Origin of the sequence: Flavobacterium macacae, from assembly GCF_003865365.1 — a bacterium.
Classification (GTDB): domain Bacteria; phylum Bacteroidota; class Bacteroidia; order Flavobacteriales; family Flavobacteriaceae; genus Flavobacterium; species Flavobacterium macacae.
In genome coordinates this window covers 72,030-90,833 of record NZ_RQVR01000002.1, presented here as the reverse complement: position 1 = coordinate 90,833, position 18,804 = coordinate 72,030, and the positions used below count along the sequence as shown (strand labels likewise).

The following is an 18,804-nucleotide window of genomic DNA, read 5'->3' as shown; positions in this document are numbered from 1 at the left end:
CGTTATTTTTTAATTTGAACGCGAACCGGCATTCCGTTTTTTAAAGTCATTACGCCAGTGGTCAAAATGGTGTCGCCCGCTTTTAAGCCTTCCGTGATCAAAATGTCTTTGTCGGTTCTGGCTCCGGTCTTCACGATTATTTCTTTAGCTTTTCCGTTCTCTGAAATAAAAATTTTCTTTCCGTTTTGAATCGGAATCAAAGCTTCCGTCGGAACCAATAAAGCATCATTGATCTCGTCTAAAGGAAGGGTAACATTGGCAAAGGTCCCTGGATATAATTTTCCGTCTTTGTTTTCTGCAATCGCCCTTAATTTTAAGGTGCGCGTTGCAATTTCAATTTCGGGTTCGATAGCGTAGATTTTTGCCGTAAATTTTTCAGCAGAACCAGCCGTCGTGAAAGTCAGCGAATTTCCCACTTTCATTTGCGAAGCATATTTTTCAGGAATCGAGAACGTAATTTTTAATTGAGAGGTATTCACCAATTTAGCAATAACGGTGGTAGGTGTTACATAAGTTCCGTTTGAAATGGCACGCAAGCCAATTTTTCCAGAAAAGGGAGCACGAACCGTAGTTTTGGCAATTTGTGCTTGAATTAACTGTGTTTCTGCTTTTGCCGTCTTATAATCAGCACTTGCAATATCGTATTCTTCTTGACTGATAGCTTCTTTTTCAAGTAAAAGTTTGGCTCTTCTTTCGTTTTCAGAAGCTAATTTCTGGGTAGTCTGTATTTTGGCAGCTTGTGCACGAAGTTCAATGTCGTTGACCTTGAACAAAACTTGCCCTTTTGAAACATTTGTTCCTTCTTCAAAATTGATGGTTTGGACAATTCCTGAAATTTCACTTCGGATATCCACTTGTTCGTTAGCTTCAATCGAGCCCGAAAGTGAAAGCACATCTTCAAATTTTTGGGGCACAAGAACCATCCCGCTTACTGCCGTGGCTTGTTTTTTGCCTTGAACTTTTCCGTTTTCTGCGTCTGCTTTTTTGTTATTCGTAATTCTATAAACAATTAGACCGCCAATTCCAATGATAAGTATTGCATAGACGAAGTGTTTTATTTTCATAAAAATTGGTGTGTAAATTTAATTCTGAGGGAGTTAAATAGTTGAATTCACAAATCTAATTTTATTTATTTAAATTTGACTAGGCTTAAATGTTTTTTAACACTTGTCTCAACAAAATCAAGCGGTTAGCAAATATTCATAAAGTATTAGCAGTGGTGTTTTAATAAATATTTTAAGATATTAATGTATTTTATCGATTTTATTTGCAGATTATCGATAAAATTAATATATTAGCTAAGTGATTTCAAGTATTTAATTAGTGGTTATAGTTAAAGTACTTATTTAAGTTAGTTAATAAATAGTTTTAGATTTTATTTCAAAAAAGCCATCAGTTAGTAGTTGATGGCTTTTTGTGTTTTAGCCTTTTTTTGACCGATTATTTTGTAAATTTGCCTACATTTTATAGACCTAAAATATGAACCATTTTCACGATAAAATCAGTCCGTTTCAAATTAAAATTTCTTTTGAAAAAGTGATTCAGGTTTTAGAAGAAATTGCCCAATCAAACGTTGATTATCGTGCAACTTACGCTAAAGGTTTGCTGAAAGAAATTGCGCCTTTTCCTGAATTGCGAGAGGGAGTTGAATCGTATGAACAAATTGAAAAACATTACCAGCTGATCAAATACTTGCTCTCTGACCTGTTTCCGACGGCTTTGACCAAGAATGAAATCAAGGCAGTAACAATTCCTTTTTACAATTATATCTTTAATATTTCAGAGCGTCTTGAAAAAATAATCGAAGATGCAGGAGATGATTTCGAAATCATCATCAGGGATTTTGACGAGCACCAATTTTATGTAATGAATTGTACGCTGATTCTGAATTATTATTACGGACAGGAAATTGATTTTTCGAATCCGATATTTTATGATATTCCAGATAAAAATGGAATTATAAGACATTACAGAATTCTTTACAATGCAGATTTCATGGAAATCCAGCCTACAGAAAAAGCTATTTCCTTGTCAGAAGAAGATATTAATCACCTGCTCAACAATTATGAGGATCTGACACTGTGGAAAGAAAAATTTCCTGAAGGAAGTTGGATTATGAAAGGCTTCGGCATCATGAGTCTGTATGACAACACGATTGGAAGTGCCATTTCAAATTTGAAAACCTCACTTTTGAGCATCGAAGAAGACAATTCGCTTCGCAATGAAAATTTAGAAACTATTTTTTGCTCCATCTTTAAAATTGCAGATTTAAAAACCGGATTTACCGCTTTTAGTTATGAAGACTCAAAGTTCAAAATGGTAGAAATGCAAAATCAGATGCGGAGCTATATTTTGTACAAAGGAATAGAAGCAGATTGTGAAGAAGCTTTAGGAAATTGTTCTTTAGAGACGCTTTTAGGGCGAAAAAAATTCTTGGTAATTTCTGATGTACAGGAATTTTTGTTGTCAAATCCAGAAGATAAAAAATTAGCAGAACACCTTTTGTCGCAAAATATCCACAGTTGCATTTTGGCTCCGGTGATTAAAAATGATAAGTTTTTAGGCATTATTGAACTGGTTTCTTCAATTCCAAAACAATTAAATAGCCTTAATGCCAATAAGCTAGATCTAGTGATGCCGTTTCTGGTTGACACGATTGATCGCGTGTATTCTGATATGAAAAATCAAATCGAGGCCATTATCCAAAGGGAGTACACCTCGATTCATCCTAGTGTCTATTGGAAATTTCGCCAAGAAGCATCTTTGCATACAACCGATAAAATCAGCAAAGACGAACCGTTTAAAGAAATTGTATTTCGAGAAGTATATCCCTTGTACGGGCAAATTGACATCAAAGGTTCTTCAATGGCAAGAAATTTTGCGATTGAAAAAGATTTAACAATACAAATTGACTTGTTATTGAAACTGCTTCGTTATTTAAGTAAAAACTTGAATATGCCAGTTATTGTCCAAAATATTTTTGAATTGGAAGCTTTTGAATTGCAATTGAAAGGGAATTTAAAAGCAGATACCGAATCGACTATCCAGAATTATATTTTGAATGAAATTCATCCGATATTGGAACACTTTAAAGATTTTAAAGGAGAATCGGCAGAAAAAATCGCATCTTATTTTTCTTCTCTTGATCCCAAAATCAATATGATTTATGATGCCCGAAAAGATTTTGACGAAACGCTTTCGTTGATTAATAAAAAAATGGCGACGCTTTTAGATCAAAAACAAGAAGAAGCACAATCTTTTTTCCCGCATTATTATGAGCGATTTAAAACCGATGGAGTAGAGCATAATTTGTATATCGGAGCTTCAATTGCGCCTTATTTAACGTATAGTCCCATGTATCTGAGCAATCTTCGCCTGTGGCAATTATTGGTTTTGTGCGAACTTGAAAATGAATATTACAGAATGCGACCGACTTTAGCGTATGATTTAGATGTTACTTCGCTGATTTTCGTTTTTAATACGCCAATTTCAATACGATTTAGAATGGATGAAAAGCGTTTTGATGTAGACGGAACCTACAATGCGCGATACGAAATGGTGAAAAAACGAATTGACAAATCAAACATAAAAGGAACAAGTGAACGAATTACCGAGCAAGGAAAAATCACCCTTGTTTATTCGCAAAACCATGAAGAAATGGAATACCGAAGGTATATAAAATTGCTTCAGTTCAAGAAAAAACTCGGAAAGGTAGAGGCTTTTGAAGTAGAAGATTTACAAGGGGTTACCGGTTTAAGAGCATTTCGTGTCGAGATTTTATACAGTCAAAAGGAAGATTCAGAAGAAAATTTTACTTTTCAGGATTTATTAAAAGAATTGCCTTCAAAAAATTAAACATTTTTAAAAGCGTACACAAAAGCCAAGAAAGAGATGATGATTCCAAACATGAAAATATTGTAAGTGATTCGAAGTAATTTGTATTTTTTATTTAAAACCAAACCCAGAAAGTACAGATCTTTAATCATGGAATTGTAAAGGTATTCGCGGTCTTTCATCATTTCGTTCATGGCCCATTGGTATTCGTCAATTGGCATTTTATAGAAATTTCCGAAGAATAAAAGATTGATTTTTTGTTCTTCAATATCTTTTCTTGTAAAAACACCGCTCGTTACTTTTGGACGTGTGGAAAGTATGGCAAATACAATCGAAGTCACGCTGAAAACCAGCATTATAAAGGTCGGTAAGACCAAATGTGCATTGGAAGGGCTGTCTAGTTTGGGAATCAAAGTTGAAAGAGCAATCGAAATAATAATCGCATTTACAGAAAGAAGAATATTGGCCTTGCTGTCTGCAATCTGGCTCAACTGGGTGTGATTGTTGAGTGTGACTCTAAAAACAGTATCAATGCCACGCTCAGGATTGTCTATCCGTTCCAGCTTCTTCTGGTTTAATATATCTTTGGTCTTGTTTTTTTTCTTCTCTTTTGCGTTTGATTTATTTTGAATTGAACAATAGTTGGCGTCTTTTAAAGGTTGCCAATTTTTTTTGGCAAAGTCGGTAAAAAAGCGATGTCCGGCGGTAAAGATGCGCTGGTTTTCCGTGGCCCACTCTGTATCTGAAAATTCTTTTATTCCTAGGTTTTTCCATTCTTGGCGAAGCAATTCCGATAAGTTTAAATAATCGGGACTTGCAAAATGCGAACAATCGGCATCGCGAATTATTTTTTCAAGATGGCCTTCCGGCGTGTTGCATAATTCAGTAGCAAGAATAAGGTTTTTGACAATTTGAATTTTTTCTTCCGGATAATTATTCTCTTTTAAAAACTTCTCGGCAATTACGGCACTTCTTTTTTCGTGATTTTCTCCTCCTTCAATATATCCCGAATCGTGAAACCAAGAAGCAATCAGCAATAACTCTGCTTCTTCTGCATCAACTTTCTCTCCTTCAATAAGAACGCCCACACTATTTACTACACGCAAAGTATGATTGAAATTATGATAAATATATTCAGAAGATAAGTTATCTTTGAATAGAAGAAACATGAAATTTTCAGCTTTTTGAACGATATTCATAGAAATTGAAATTAAATCCACCACCAAATTATGAAATTATTTCGGCTTAATGTGATTGATAAACGAAATATAACTTTGTTTAAGTATATAGCAATTGTATTTATTTTGCAGTCTTGCGCTACAAACCACTCCCAATTCGGTAAAAAAGAGCCCGTTACCATTAAAGATAATTTTAATAATTCTAAAGAAATTGCGCATACTTTTTATTTGATTGGCGATGCCGGCAATGCAGATGATCTAAAATCAAAGGAGGTTTTGGGCCTATTTCAAGAGCGATTAAAAAAAGCAGATTCGTCAAGCACGCTTATTTTTCTGGGAGATAATATCTATCCAAACGGAATGCCGTTGAAAAATGATCCGGATCGCAAATTAGCAGAAGAAAAATTGACAATCCAACTGGAAATGTCAAAAGGTTATAGCGGAAATACGATTGTTATTCCAGGAAACCATGATTGGTACAATGGCGTTGAAGGTTTAAAGGAACAAGAAAAATTTGTTAAAGAGTATTTAAAAGCAAAAAAATCTTTCCTGCCAAGAAATAATTGCGGTCTTGATCATGTAAATATCAATGACAATGTGGGATTGATCGTGATTGACAGCGAGTGGTATTTAGAAGATTGGGACAAGCATCCAACGATTAACAACGAATGCGATATTAAAACCAGAGAGCAGTTTTTTGAGGCTTTAGAGAACAAGCTAAACGATTATCAAAATCGAACTACGATTATGGCAATCCATCATCCGTTAATGTCTAACGGAACCCACGGTGGCGAATTTTCTCTTGAAAAGCATTTGTTTCCTTTGGAACAAAAAATCCCGCTTCCGGTAATTGGAACGGTGATTAATCTGCTAAGAAAAACCTCTGGAATCAGTCCGCAAGATTTACAAAACAAAAAATACAATGCGTTTGTAAAAAGAATCAAAACGTTGATTCAAGAGAAAAGCAATGTGGTGGTGATTTCGGGCCACGACCACAATCTGCAATACATTGAAAAAGATAATATCAAGCAAGTTATTTCAGGTTCTGGTTCTAAAACAGAAGCCGCGAGAGCAATTAATGAGAATGACTTTTCGTTTGGAAAAAATGGCTACGCGGTTTTAGAAGTTTTGAAAAGCGGCGCTTCAAAAATTTCTTTTTATGGAATGGATTCCAAAGGAAAAGAAGGGCTTTTGTTTCAGCAACAGCCAACTTTTAATAGGCCAAAGCCAAATTTGAGAGAATACCCAAACAAGTTTTCCACTTACAAAGACACGGCCATTTACACTGTGGCAGAAACCAAAAAAGGAGGTGCCTATCGCTTTCTTTGGGGAAAACATTACAGAAATGTGTACAGCACAAAAATTCACGCAAAATCAGTAAGTTTAGATACACTGTATGGGGGCTTGATACCCACAAAATCGGGTGGCGGACATCAGTCAAAATCACTTCGATTAGTGGATAAAGATGGAAAAGAATATGTGATGCGCGCATTGCGCAAAAGCGCTACCCGATTTTTACAATCCGTAGCATTTAAAGATCAGGCGGTTGAAAAAGATTTTAAAGATACATATGCGGAAGATTTTATCATGGATTTTTACACCACGGCACATCCTTATACACCGTTTATTGTTTCTGAATTGGCAGAAAAAGTAAAAATAAGCCATTCAAACCCAAAGCTTTTTTATGTTCCAAAACAAAATAGGCTGGCACTTTTTAATGAAAATTATGGAGATGAATTATACATGATTGAAGAGCGCCCGATGGACGAATGGAAAAATCTAAAAAGCTTCGGAAGTCCCTTGAAAATTTTAAGCACTGACGATGTTTTGTCAAATGTTCGAGCCGATGAAAAATATGAAGTGGACGAGCCAAGTTACATCCGGGCACGATTGTTTGATATGTTGATCGGCGATTGGGACCGCCATTCTGATCAATGGCGTTGGGGCGAATATAAAGAAAATGGAAAGGTAATATACCGTCCGATCCCGAGGGATCGGGATCAAGCTTTTTCAAAATATGACGGAACTTTGCTTTCAATTTTGATGAACATTCCGGCTTTGCGTCACATGCGCTCTTATGATAAAAAGATAGATAATTTAAAATGGAATAACAGGGCGGCTTATAATTTAGATTTGGCATTTATCACAAAATCAGATGAGAAAGAATGGACAAGACAGGCAAAATATATTGTAGATAATTTATCTGATTCTGAAATTGACAATGCTTTTTCAAAACTTCCGAAAGAGGTTAAAGAAGAATCAATTGAAAAGATAAAATCAGAATTGAAAGGCAGAAAAAAGTATTTGGCGAAATATGCGGTGCAATACCACGAGATTTTGCAGCAAACCGTTTTAGTTGTTGGAACCGATAAGAAAGACCGCTTTTTAATTACCAGAAATGGTGATGAAACCAAGGTTGAGGTTTATCGAATTAAAAAAGACGGAGAAGAATTAATTCATAGCAAATCATATAAAAACCCAGAAACAAAAGAATTATGGGTGTATGGATTAGATGATGACGATATTTTTGAGATCAAGGGCGAAGGCAGAAGAAAGATAAAAATCAGGCTGTTAGGCGGGCAAAATAGAGATTCGTATGTGATTGAAAACGGAAAGAAAGTTAGGATTTATGATACCGATAATGATGAAAACGACGTAGTTGCTGCCGGAAAAGCAAAAGTTATGCTTTCTGATTCGTATGAAATCAATACGTATGATTATGAAAAACCAAAATACAATGTCTTCGCAGGTTATCCATTATTAGGGTTTAACCCTGATGACGGCGTGAAAATGGGCGCAAGATTAAATTATACCGTGAACGGCTTTAACAGGTTCCCTTACTCGCAAAGACATACAATCGGCGCTAATTATTACTTTGCCACCAGCGGTTATGAATTATTCTACAAAGGAACTTTCCCGAGACAAATTGGCAAATGGAATTTGGTGGTTGATGCTTTGTACACCAGCCCAAATTTCAGCATTAACTATTTCGGGTTAGGAAATGAAACTGACAATCCGCAAAAAGAAATTGATGCCGATTACAATCGTGTTAAGATGAGAACGATAAAAGCAACTCCGTCAGCACAATGGACGGGCGAACAGGGCGGTTTTGCGACGGTTCAGGCTTCATTTGAAAGAATTTCGGTTGATGACACTTCGGGAAGATTTGTGACGGTTCCAGGAGTTGTGAACCCCGATGTTTTTGATTATAAAAATTTTGTAGACGTAAGTGCCAAATATGGTTTCCAGAATTATGATAACGTTTCAAATCCAACCTTAGGAATGACTTTTTACATTCTTGGAGGTTATAAAATGAATCTTCAAGAAACGGATAGAAAGTTTCCTTACGCCGAAAGCGCGCTTGGATTTACCTATAAAATTTCAACAAGCGGTAACTGGGTTTTGGCAACTTTAGTAAAAGGAAAAGCGATTTTTGACGATAATTATGAGTTTTATCAAGCAGTAACGGTAGGCGGAGATACGGATTTGAGAGGTTTTAGAAATCAGCGTTTTTCAGGAAAAAGCGCTTTGTACCAAAGTACGGACTTGCGCTGGAATTTGGGCAAAGTGAAAAATGGTTTTGCGCCGATTCGCTACGGAGTTTTTGGAGGATTTGATTATGGGCGCGTTTGGGTTCCAAATGAAGTTTCAGACAAATGGCACCAAGCTTACGGCGGTGGAATTTGGATTAACGGCGTCAATCTGGTTACAGGCCAATTGTCACTTTTTCATTCCACCGACGGACTTCGTTTTACAGCCGGATTAGGATTTGGATTTTAAATCAGAAATTTTAAATTCATATTGATTTCCGCCTGTTTTTTTATCTTTTTCGTCCACAATAAGAAGGGTCTCGTTGTCTTTAAAACAGATTCCTTCTTTTTGTGTGGCATCTGGCAGGGTCAATTCTTCCGTTTTTCCGTTTAAAAAAGCATCCGAGGAAAAGTCAGATAAAAGCCAAACTTTATTGGCGCTTAAAAGGGCAATTGTTTTTCCGTTGGGACTTATGGCTGCTGAGGTTATAGCGCAATGTTTGTAAATATTGCAAGCTTGAAATTTACCTAAAAGAACAGCTTTGTGGTTACCAGTTTGATTCGGAATTTTATATAAAAAAACACTTCCGTCAAAACCTTTGCTTCTGTTTTTGGTGAAAATGTAGAAGTTTCCGTTGTGTTCAAAAAAGGATTCGGCATCATAAAAAAGACCCGATTTCTTAGGAGGAAAAGCGGTTTGCTCTGGATAATAAAAAGAAATTTTTGAAGAAGCAGTTGCGATTTCTTGGCTTAAATCTTTAGAGTCCACTTTATAAATGCAAAGGTCTTTTCGTGCATTATCGTTATTTCCAAAATCGCCGATATACAAATTTCCCGCTTTATCAGAAGTCAAATCTTCCCAATCTACGTTTTTTGCATTCTCAATTTCAATGGTTTTGTTGATTTTTCCATCCGAATTTAATCCGTAAATACTGTTTTTATTGCCACTGTCTTCCAAAACCCAAATCAGTTCTGAAGCGCTTGAAATTTCAACTCCTGAAGCTTCTTTTAGTTTTAATTTTACGGTATGGGAACTTATTTCTTGAGATTTTCCGTTACAAGAAACCAAGGCGATGGCAAAAAGGGGAAGGTAATATTTCATGGGATTTTTTCTTTTAATGAAATTACGAATTTATTTTTCTATGGGCAATAAAAAAAGGCTCTCAGAAATACTGAAAGCCTTTGCTTTATCTTTTCGAAGAAATTAATCTTCCATTGCTTCACCAGACTTTCTGTAAATGAAGCTTCCGTAAATGTGTCTTCTTGCAAAACGGCTTGGTGATTCAGCGTTTACCATTTTCACATAGGTATTTCTTGGAACGCCAATGTATTCATACATATTTCCGTTTAAGTGCTGAATTTTCAAAATCTGCTTTTCAAAATAAAAATCGTGAATATTAGATTTTGCAATAGTTTCAGTGTACTCTTCTTTATATTTTTCTTGCGTTTCTTGGTTGATGCTCACCAAAAAGTGGTAGGCTTCAATTACAGATTTGCTTTTTTCTTCAGCTTCTAATTTTCCAGCTTCGTCATTCACAAATTTATCAGGATGCGAATCTTTCATCGTATTTCTGTAAATTGTCTTTAATTCTTTTAAACTAACGGTTTTATCAACCCCAAGAAGCTTTCTATGCTCAATAACTCTTTTCATAATTTTGAATCCTTATTTCGGGGGGCAAAAGTATGTAAATTAATTTATAAAATCATAACTTGTTCAGTATTAATTTATTTGAAGAGTAAATATTTAATATTTCAATAACTTCATCTTTAATAAGATGCGTTTTTTTCTTTAAATTTTTAATGTAAAATAAAGGGTCAAAATTGAAATGGTAGAAGGTTTTAAATGAAAACTGTAATTTATTTTAGACTAAAGATTTTAAATTTACAGAATCTAATTTGTTTAAAAATAGTTTGTTATGAAAAATCCAGACCAAATAAATCCTAAAGATATGAAGTCACATAAAAACCCAGATTCTATTCCTGGAGAAGATGTGGGATATGAAATGGCGAAAGCACAAAAAGATATTCCGCAACCCGGAAATCACGACGGAAGTAAAGAATTAATTGAAAAATATAATGTTAATGATCAAGCTTTTTCGATTAGCAGTAAAAAAGATTTCGTAAAAACGGTTTCTAATTTCAATCATTCTGATGAAAATGATAGAAATTCTTAAATAAAAAAAAACCATCTTTTTCAGATGATTTTTTTATTTTTTTTTAATTTACATTTTTGAAGAAGGCGGGTGCATTACCGTAAATTGCTGTTTTACCGTCCCATTTTTCAATAAATTGCTGCTGGATTAATAAGTTGTTCAATGACATTTTTCGCAGCTCATTGGCTTTCGCTTCTGATTCTGCTAAAACTATTAATTTTCGAGCCTCGGCTTGCGCAATCTTTAATTCGTTTTCAACTCGCATTGCCTGTTGGACGGCCGCATTCTTTGCATTGATTGCTTGCGTAATGGTTTCTGGATATTGGATACCGCTCGTCATTTGTTCTAAGTTGAAGCCTTCCTTATCTAGCAAAGTTCCCATATTAGTTTGGATAGCGAATTCAAATTTTTCACGGTTGCTGATAATGCTGTCCGTTGTGTATTTATTAAATTCAATTCTGAAAGCATCTTTGATGTAATTAAAAAGCGTGGTTTCAGTAATTTCCTTGATGTCTTTTCTGTATTTTTTGAAAATCACAGGACTAAATCCGTCTTTTACTTTAAAAGAAAGCGTTGGGTCAACGGTAAAAACCGAGCCATCTTTTGCATTCACCGTAAAAGCTTCATAATTTATAGTTTGGACATAGGTTGGAAATTCATATACATTTTCTGTAAAAGGATTGTACCAAACGCGTCCGGTAACCAAGCTCACGTCTTGAATTCCTTTTTCGCTGCCATAAAGTTTGACTAATATTCCTTCATAACCGGCATCAATTCTTTCGTTGCAAGAAACAAAAGCGATAGAAGTTAAGATAAAAAATAGGGTTGCAGTAACAATAAGAGTAATTCTGTTTTTCATTTATTTGGATTTTAGGTTGTCTTATAACAGGGTTAAAGTTTGTATTTTCTTTTTAATAAAGCCAATAGATACGAAATTGCAGCGAAAATAATTCCTAAAATAAGGAAGCCAAAAAAAACAGAACTGTCTGATGGGGCACTAATTAAATCAAAGGAAAAAGTTAAAGCATAAGCAAGTGTCAATAGCAAAATTGGGATACAAGCAATAATTAAAAACTTTTTCATAGTAATTTCGTTTTTGGGCAAGATAGTAAAAAAATATTTTATAGCTAAAATCGTATTATTTTTAAGCTCTAGGATTTTCCACATCAATGGTTTTGCCTTCCGTTTTTGCGACGGCCATTCCAGTAATTTATGGCAAAGGGGTTAATTTCCTCTGTTTTATTAATAAAGCTTACGCCAGCTTTAACGGAAAGATTAATCCCAAAAAAAAGGCCCAATTAGATTGGGCCTTTAAATTTGAATACGAAATTTATTATTTTTCGTAAATGATTTCAACATCACCAATAGAATAAATTGCACCGCCAGCTTCGTTTCTGTCTGGATATTGGGCAAATAATCTAAAATCTGTGATTCTGTTTCCTTCTTTTGTTAATGTCAATGTACGAGTGTCGTCATTTTCATCTAAATAAGTTGCCGTAATAATTGCAGTTGTTCCCGCGCCGCCATTATTAACCCAAGTTCCCAAATATTGACTTGGAGTAGTACAAGCGCTTGTTCCATTAGTAACATCAACTAAAATTCTATTTTCTTGGTATTTGAACGAACCGTCAGAATTCAGAATGATTTTGCTGCCACTGTAGCATGATGTTTCAAGTGTCTGATTGCCGTTTAATGTTCCATCTTGATTAAAATCGGTTGGATCTTCAGTGTTGAACTCAACCAGGTTGTATGTTCCAGCAATTTCAACTTCGTTTGAACCATTGTCATTGTTATCGTCTGAACTACACGATGTTAATGTCATTCCTGCGAAAATAATCGCGCCTAAGGTAAATTTGATCTTTTTCATTTTGATTTTTGTTTTATTAGGTTATAATACAAATCTACTTAAGGAATATCCCTAAAGTGTTATAAACACTCACACAATTGTTATGCAATTTTAATATTGCATCATTTTTTCGTTAATAAAAGTTCCACAAATGTTAAAAGGAGTAAGCGAAGGATATATTACCATAGAAATTTACAGGAAGTCCAGGATAATAATATCGAGGTGATGCATTTCCAAAAGCGGTCGCATTGACCAAAACCATCGATGCATATTTTTCGTCAAACAAATTATTAACACCAGTGGAAATGTGCGAAGTGAAATTTTTGAAAATTTGAAAACGACAACCGGTTTTTAAATTGGTAATTTTATAAGCATCAGAAGTTGCAGAATTGGCGTCATTCAATGGGATTTCATCTGCAAATTGATAATCGGCAGCGAGATAAAATCCGAAGTCAGTATTCAAAGCAATTCCTGCATTCACTTTATTGGAAGGAACTCCCGTTAATTTGTTTCGTGAAAAATTATTTTCTTTATCGATGAATTCTTTAAATTCATATTTACCTATGGAAGTAGAAATAAATGTATTCAGCGCAAAAATTTTGTTTAAAGTTAGGTTGTAATTTGCTGAAAATTCAATTCCTTGATGCAAAGTTTCGCCCGCATTTATGCCTACATACTGATCATCGCCAACTCTTTGTGCAACTAATAAATCATTGATTTGCATTCGGTACGCTGAAATTTCAGTGTAAAGATTTCGGTTTAGGAAATAAAATTTCCCTCCAATTTCAAAATTATAACCGTTTTCTGGTTTGATATTCGGGTTAATAGTTCCATTTTCGGTCAACGTTTCTTCAATGGTCGGAAGCGAAAATCCTCTACTTGCTGAAAAATAAACGGTTTGAAAATGATTCGGTTTGAATAAAAAAGAAATTTGTGGCGACCAAATGGCATCATAACTGTAATTTTCTGAAGAAGCATTTTCAATCGGAAAAAGAGTTTCCAAATTAAACTGCGTTTTGTTGAAGTTTAATCCGGCCTGCAGTTCAAATTTCTTCGAAAGCAAAATCTGAAGTTGCGCAAAAGCATTGTAGAAATCACGTTCTTGATTGGTTTCGGTTAATTTATTTCCTTCAAGGCTTCCGTTGCCATTGTTTTCTTGGTATAGATTTTCTAATGTTTTTCCAGCATAATTATCTCGAAAATATTCCAAACCTAAATTCCAAAGTGCTTTCGTTTTTCCAACAGAAATTGCGCCGTTAAATTGCGTTCGCGCACCCGAAGCAAAAGTATATTGACGTAAAATATCAAAAGGTCGGGGTTCATTATTGTCTTTATAATTGACAAAAACAGAAGTTGCACTAGTGATTTTATCAGAAATTTTAAAGTCATAGGCCAAGCCTCCCAACACCGATTTGTATTCTTTAAAACCTTTGGAAGCCACCCAAGTCGGTGCGCCCGCTTCTGGATCATTATCAAAAGCTTCTTTGTTAATTGAACTCGGAATGAACGCTTTTAAATAAGTATAATTTGAGAAATAAGTCAGTTTGCTGTTTTTCTTTCGGAACAGTTCGCCCGCCAAAGTAATTCCTTCTCGATTATAAGAAGAATTGTCGCGCCAGCCGTCCGTTTCTAAATTATGGTAACTCAAATTTAAACTTGAAGTTTCTGAATCTAATCCCAAGGAAACCGTATTTTTTACCAATCCAAAAGAGCCGTGAGTGGTGCTGATTGAAGCAGTGTTTTCAGATTTTTTCGGTGAAATTAAAATCGCGCCTCCCAATCCCGCGCCATAAATACTCGAAAGCGGTCCTTTTATGATTTCCACTTGATTAATGTTTTCCAGATCAATGTCATCAATTGTAGTTTCGCTATTTCCAGAAGTCAGCGGAATATTTCCATAAAAAGCCCTAATTTTATTGGTTCCATAAGGAGTTCTTGCGCCAATTCCTCTGATGGAAATTCGATTGGTAGTCAAATTCGCTGATTGCATATAAACGCCCGAAATTCGGTTTATTGCAGTGGAAATATCGGTGTTGTTGTTGGCTTGCAATTCTTTTTTAGAAATTATTCCAATGGAAGCAGGAGCGTTTTGCAAGCTGTCATTGATGTGAAAAGAACTGATAAAAACTTCGTTTAATGTTTTTGTTTTTTGGATAGAATCGTTTTGGGCAAATAAATTTGAAGTAAAAAGGATTATAAATAAAAGGTAATATTTTTTCATTTTTGAAAGAATTGGGAGCGAATTTTAAACACGAATTTCACGGAATTGTACAAATTCTTATCTGTGAAAATCCGTGAAATGGGTGTTTTAAAAAAAAATATTATTTAGTAGCCGTTACTTGCCAAATCGTGTTTCCGCTGTCGTCATTTACCAAAAGCGAACCATCAATCATTACGGTAACCGCAACCGGACGTCCATAAACTTGTGCTTTTTCTTCGTTGGCAATAAATCCGGTTAAGAAATCTTGCGGTTTTCCAGAAGGTTTTCCGTCTTTGAATGGAACAAATAAAACTTTATATCCGCTTAATTTTGAACGATTCCAAGAGCCGTGTTGCCCAACAAATGCGCCGTTTTTATAGGTTGCAGGAAAAGCATCTTTGTCATAAAAAGCAAGGCCGAGTGAAGCTGTATGTGTGTCAACTGGAACATCGGGCACAATTGCTTTTGCGACCAAATCCTTTCCTTGGCCTTTCATTCTTGGATCTTCAATTTGTCCGAAATACGAATAAGGCCAGCCATAAAAGCCGCCTCTTTTTACACTTGTGATGTAATCGGGAACCAATTCGTCACCCAGATCATCACGTTCGTTTACGGCAGTCCAAAGCTCATTATTTGCAGGATTCCAGTCCATCCCGACAGGATTTCTTAATCCGCTTGCGTAGATTTTTTCGCCAGTTCCATCGGGATTAATCTCTAAAATAGTGGCTCTTCGCACTTCGTGTTCCATTCCGTTTTCGCCAACATTACTTCCAGAACCAACCGAAACATAGATTTTTGAACCGTCGGCATTTGCTAGCAGGTTACGAGTCCAGTGATTGTTATACCCTCCCGCCGGAAGTTCCAAGATTTTTTCGCCAGAGCCCTTCAGTTTCAAATCACCTTCTTTATAGGGAAAACGATACAGGCCGTCTGTATTGGCGATGTAAAAATGGTTTTTTAAAATCAGCATTCCGAAAGGCATGTTCAATCCTTCCTTAAAAACTTCTCTGGTTTCAAATTTTCCGTCTTTGTCTTTATCCCTAAAAACCGTAATTCGATTCGCACTCATAAACGTGTTGCTTTCCACCACAAAAATGTCATTATTCGGCCCAATATAAGTCCAGCGCGGATTTTTTAAATTGTCTGCAAACTTAGTTACAGTGAAACCTTCAGGCGCTTTCGGGGTTGTTCCTTCAGGCCAATCTTTCATGCTACTGTTTTTGGTTACCGATTTTGAAGAATAAGGTGCGGGAAGTGTCAAGTCACCGATGGCTGTTTTAACCGTTGTGCTTCCTTTTTGAGAAATCACTTTTTTTTCTTCCTTTGAAACTTGTCCGTTGCAAGAAAACAATGAAAAAGTGGTAATTGCTACTATTGATAATATTCGCGTATTCATAGCTACTAAAATTTTGTTGGTTTATTTTTCGAGGCTTGAATTTACTGATTTTAAAAATTTTATCGTTTTAAAGCAGTGAATATTAGATATTATTTAACATTACTAAATTTATTATAAAACTCAAATAATTTATAAAATAGGTGCCTTCTATTTTACTATATTTGCAACTTATACTTTAATAAACTAATTGTGATACAGCTTCACGACAAAAAATTTGTTCCTTTCATCAGTGCAAAGGAAATTGATTCTGCAATTGCCAAAATGGCTCAAGAAGTTGCGGAAGACCTTGACGAAGAGATACCCTTATTTGTGGGCGTTTTGAACGGCGCCTTTATGGTTGTTTCAGATTTCATGAAACATTATCCAAAAAATTGTGAGATCAGTTTTGTAAAAATGGCTTCCTATGAAGGAATGTCAACTACACACGAAGTCAAAAAACTCATCGGAATTAATCAAGATTTATCGGGAAGAACCGTTGTCATTATAGAAGATATTGTTGACACCGGAAATACTTTGGTCGAACTGAAAGAAATGTTCGAGGCCCAAAACGTAAAGGAATTGAAAATAGCCACTTTGTTTTTAAAGCCAGAAGCGTACAAAAAAGACATAAAAATTGATTATATTGGTATTGAAATTCCAAACAAATTCATTGTTGGGTTTGGATTGGATTATGACGGTTTAGGAAGAAATATTCCTGAAATCTACCAATTGGCTGATTAAAAACAAACACACAACTATATTACAACACAGAATGATTAACATCGTATTATTTGGAAAGCCAGGTGCTGGAAAAGGAACACAAGCCGAATTTTTAAAAGAAAAATACAATTTGACGCATCTTTCAACAGGTGATATTTTTAGATTTAATATTAAAAATGAAACCGAGTTGGGCCAGTTGGCAAAAACGTTTATGGACAAAGGCGACTTGGTTCCAGACGACGTAACCATCAAAATGTTGCAAAGCGAAGTAGAAAAAAATCCGCAATCAAAAGGGTTTCTTTTTGACGGATTTCCAAGAACATTGTCTCAAGCAGAAGCTTTAGATGCTTTTTTAGAAAGTAAAAATGAAAAAATTACGGCAACTGTGGCTTTAGAAGCAAGTGACGAAATTTTAGTGCAAAGATTACTGGAAAGAGGAAAAACTTCTGGAAGGCCAGACGATCAAGATGAAGAAAAAATCAGAAATCGTTATCAAGAATACAATGAAAAAACCGCGCCTTTGATGCAATATTACAAAGCGCAAGATAAATTTCACGCCGTAGACGGAATCGGTTCTATAGCTGAAATTACACATCGATTAAGTTCAGTAATCGATAGCCTTTAACTTAATTAACAAACCTTGGAAATAGCTATAATTTTCTTTTTAATCCTTTTGAATGGTGTTTTTTCAATGTCAGAAATCGCATTGATTTCGGCGCGAAAAAACAGATTGGAAACATCCGCAAAAAAGGGGAATACGAGCGCTAAAACCGCATTGGATTTGGCCAATTCACCAAACAAATTTTTGTCAACCGTTCAAATCGGAATCACATTAATCGGAATCTTAACGGGTATTTATTCAGGAGATAAAATTACCACAGACGTTAAACTTTTTGTAGAAAGTTTTCCCGCATTACAGCCTTATTCAGATAATATTTCTGTCGGAATTGTGGTGGTTGTTCTTACGTTTTTCTCTTTAGTTTTAGGAGAATTAGTTCCAAAGAGAATCGGTTTGAATTACCCAGAAGCAATTGCAAAGATGGTGGCCGTGCCCATGAAAATCATTTCAGTAGTCACTGCGCCATTTATCTGGTTATTGACAATTTCAACAGAATCACTGTTGAAATTATTCAGAATCAGGCCAACAGCTGACGGAAAAGTGACCGAAGAAGAAATCAAGGCAATCATCAAAGAAGGAACCGAAGTCGGTGAAGTCCAAGAGATTGAGCAAGACATCGTGGAACGCGTTTTTCACATTGGTGACAGAAAAGTGAATTCGCTGATGACACACAGAAAATCAGTGGATTACCTTTCGTTGCAAGATGATTTTGAAACCTTGAAACAAAAAGTGTTGGACGAAATTCACTCGGTTTATCCGGTTTGTGAAGAGAGTTTGGACGAAGTGATCGGGGTGGTTTCTTTAAAAGATCTGTTTGCCAAATTTGAAACCGGAAACTTCAATTTAAGAGACATTGTTAAAGAACCGGTGTACTTGATTGAGCATACTTCGGCCTACAAAGCCTTGGATATTTTTAAGAAAACAAAGGTGCATTACGCCATCGTGACTGATGAATACGGTATCACGCAGGGTATGATTACCTTGAACGATATTTTAGAAGCTTTAGTTGGTGACGCTTCTGATTTCTATCACGAAGAATTTCAGCTGGTTGCCAGAGAAGACGGTACTTGGCTCGTGGACGGACATTATTCATTGCACGATTTCTTGACCTATTTTGATTTGGACGACCTGATAAACGACTACGAAGTTACAACCGTTAGTGGTTTGATTATGACCGAATTATCATACATTCCAAAACAAGGTGAAAAATTAATATGGAATCTTTTTGAGCTAGAAGTTATCGATATGGACGGTGTCAAAATCGACAAGGTGATGATACGTTCGTTAAAAGAATAAACAGAATAAATGTTTAAAGTTTAAGGTTTAAAGTGGTCGGTTTGGCAACTTTA

Annotated in this window: 15 protein-coding genes; 6 read left to right on the top strand and 9 right to left on the bottom strand. The window is 35.4% G+C overall.

Features of this window, described 5'->3' with window-relative positions; all coding sequences use genetic code 11:
- Positions 1-2: 2 nt before the first annotated feature.
- Entirely contained in the window at positions 3-1,064 is a 1,062-nt protein-coding gene (locus EG849_RS02175; RefSeq protein WP_125011447.1) for an efflux RND transporter periplasmic adaptor subunit, read from the bottom strand.
- 415 nt (positions 1,065-1,479) lie between these two features.
- Between EG849_RS02175 and EG849_RS02170 the strand changes: the two genes are divergently transcribed.
- Positions 1,480-3,855, top strand: coding sequence for a GAF domain-containing protein (locus EG849_RS02170; protein WP_125011446.1), 2,376 nt, complete (start codon positions 1,480-1,482; stop codon positions 3,853-3,855).
- Here EG849_RS02170 and EG849_RS02165 read toward each other — a convergent pair.
- On the bottom strand, positions 3,852-5,033 hold the full coding sequence (locus EG849_RS02165; RefSeq protein ID WP_125011445.1) for a Pycsar system effector family protein: 1,182 nt from the start codon (positions 5,031-5,033) through the stop codon (positions 3,852-3,854). The two genes, EG849_RS02170 and EG849_RS02165, sit on opposite strands and share 4 nt — an antisense overlap.
- Positions 5,034-5,063: 30 nt before the next feature.
- Here EG849_RS02165 and EG849_RS02160 point away from each other — a divergent pair, with 30 nt between their 5' ends.
- Positions 5,064-8,792 (top strand): metallophosphoesterase, encoded by a 3,729-nt coding sequence (locus EG849_RS02160; protein WP_125011444.1) that lies wholly within the window; start codon positions 5,064-5,066, stop codon positions 8,790-8,792.
- Here the strand turns inward: EG849_RS02160 and EG849_RS02155 are convergent.
- Positions 8,775-9,644 carry a hypothetical protein gene (locus tag EG849_RS02155; protein WP_125011443.1) on the bottom strand — a complete coding sequence of 290 codons (870 nt, stop codon included), beginning with the start codon at positions 9,642-9,644 and terminating at the stop codon, positions 8,775-8,777. The genes EG849_RS02160 and EG849_RS02155 overlap by 18 nt on opposite strands.
- 102 nt (positions 9,645-9,746) lie before the next feature.
- Positions 9,747-10,193, bottom strand: coding sequence for a KTSC domain-containing protein (locus EG849_RS02150; RefSeq protein ID WP_125011442.1), 447 nt, complete (start codon positions 10,191-10,193; stop codon positions 9,747-9,749).
- 265 nt (positions 10,194-10,458) lie between these two features.
- Between EG849_RS02150 and EG849_RS02145 the strand changes: the two genes are divergently transcribed.
- Complete coding sequence (locus EG849_RS02145) at positions 10,459-10,716, top strand: hypothetical protein (protein ID WP_125011441.1); 258 nt, start codon at positions 10,459-10,461, stop codon at positions 10,714-10,716.
- A gap of 43 nt (positions 10,717-10,759) precedes the next feature.
- On the opposite strand, the gene EG849_RS02140 is transcribed toward EG849_RS02145, so the two are convergent.
- The 5 genes from EG849_RS02140 to EG849_RS02120 form a co-directional block, all read right to left on the bottom strand.
- Positions 10,760-11,554, bottom strand: a complete 795-nt coding sequence (locus tag EG849_RS02140) for an SPFH domain-containing protein (protein WP_125011440.1) — start codon at positions 11,552-11,554, stop codon at positions 10,760-10,762.
- Between the two features lie 32 nt (positions 11,555-11,586).
- Positions 11,587-11,778, bottom strand: a complete 192-nt coding sequence (locus EG849_RS02135; protein WP_125011439.1) for a hypothetical protein — start codon at positions 11,776-11,778, stop codon at positions 11,587-11,589.
- Positions 11,779-12,028: 250 nt separating this feature from the next.
- Positions 12,029-12,562 carry a DUF5004 domain-containing protein gene (locus EG849_RS02130; protein WP_125011438.1) on the bottom strand — a complete coding sequence of 178 codons (534 nt, stop codon included), beginning with the start codon at positions 12,560-12,562 and terminating at the stop codon, positions 12,029-12,031.
- 133 nt (positions 12,563-12,695) lie between these two features.
- A complete protein-coding gene (locus tag EG849_RS02125) occupies positions 12,696-14,762 on the bottom strand; it encodes a TonB-dependent receptor (RefSeq protein ID WP_125011437.1) in 2,067 nt (688 codons plus the stop codon).
- A 100-nt stretch (positions 14,763-14,862) separates the two neighbouring features.
- A complete protein-coding gene (locus tag EG849_RS02120) occupies positions 14,863-16,137 on the bottom strand; it encodes a PQQ-dependent sugar dehydrogenase (RefSeq protein WP_125011436.1) in 1,275 nt (424 codons plus the stop codon).
- Positions 16,138-16,326: 189 nt separating this feature from the next.
- Here EG849_RS02120 and hpt point away from each other — a divergent pair, with 189 nt between their 5' ends.
- The 3 genes from hpt to EG849_RS02105 are packed head-to-tail and all read left to right on the top strand — an operon-like array spanning position 16,327 to position 18,751.
- Positions 16,327-16,857 (top strand): hypoxanthine phosphoribosyltransferase, encoded by a 531-nt coding sequence (hpt, locus tag EG849_RS02115; protein ID WP_125011435.1) that lies wholly within the window; start codon positions 16,327-16,329, stop codon positions 16,855-16,857.
- Between the two features lie 31 nt (positions 16,858-16,888).
- Entirely contained in the window at positions 16,889-17,461 is a 573-nt protein-coding gene (locus EG849_RS02110; protein ID WP_125011434.1) for an adenylate kinase, read from the top strand.
- 15 nt (positions 17,462-17,476) lie between these two features.
- Positions 17,477-18,751 (top strand): hemolysin family protein, encoded by a 1,275-nt coding sequence (locus tag EG849_RS02105; RefSeq protein ID WP_125011433.1) that lies wholly within the window; start codon positions 17,477-17,479, stop codon positions 18,749-18,751.
- The last annotated feature ends 53 nt before the right edge of the window (positions 18,752-18,804 follow it).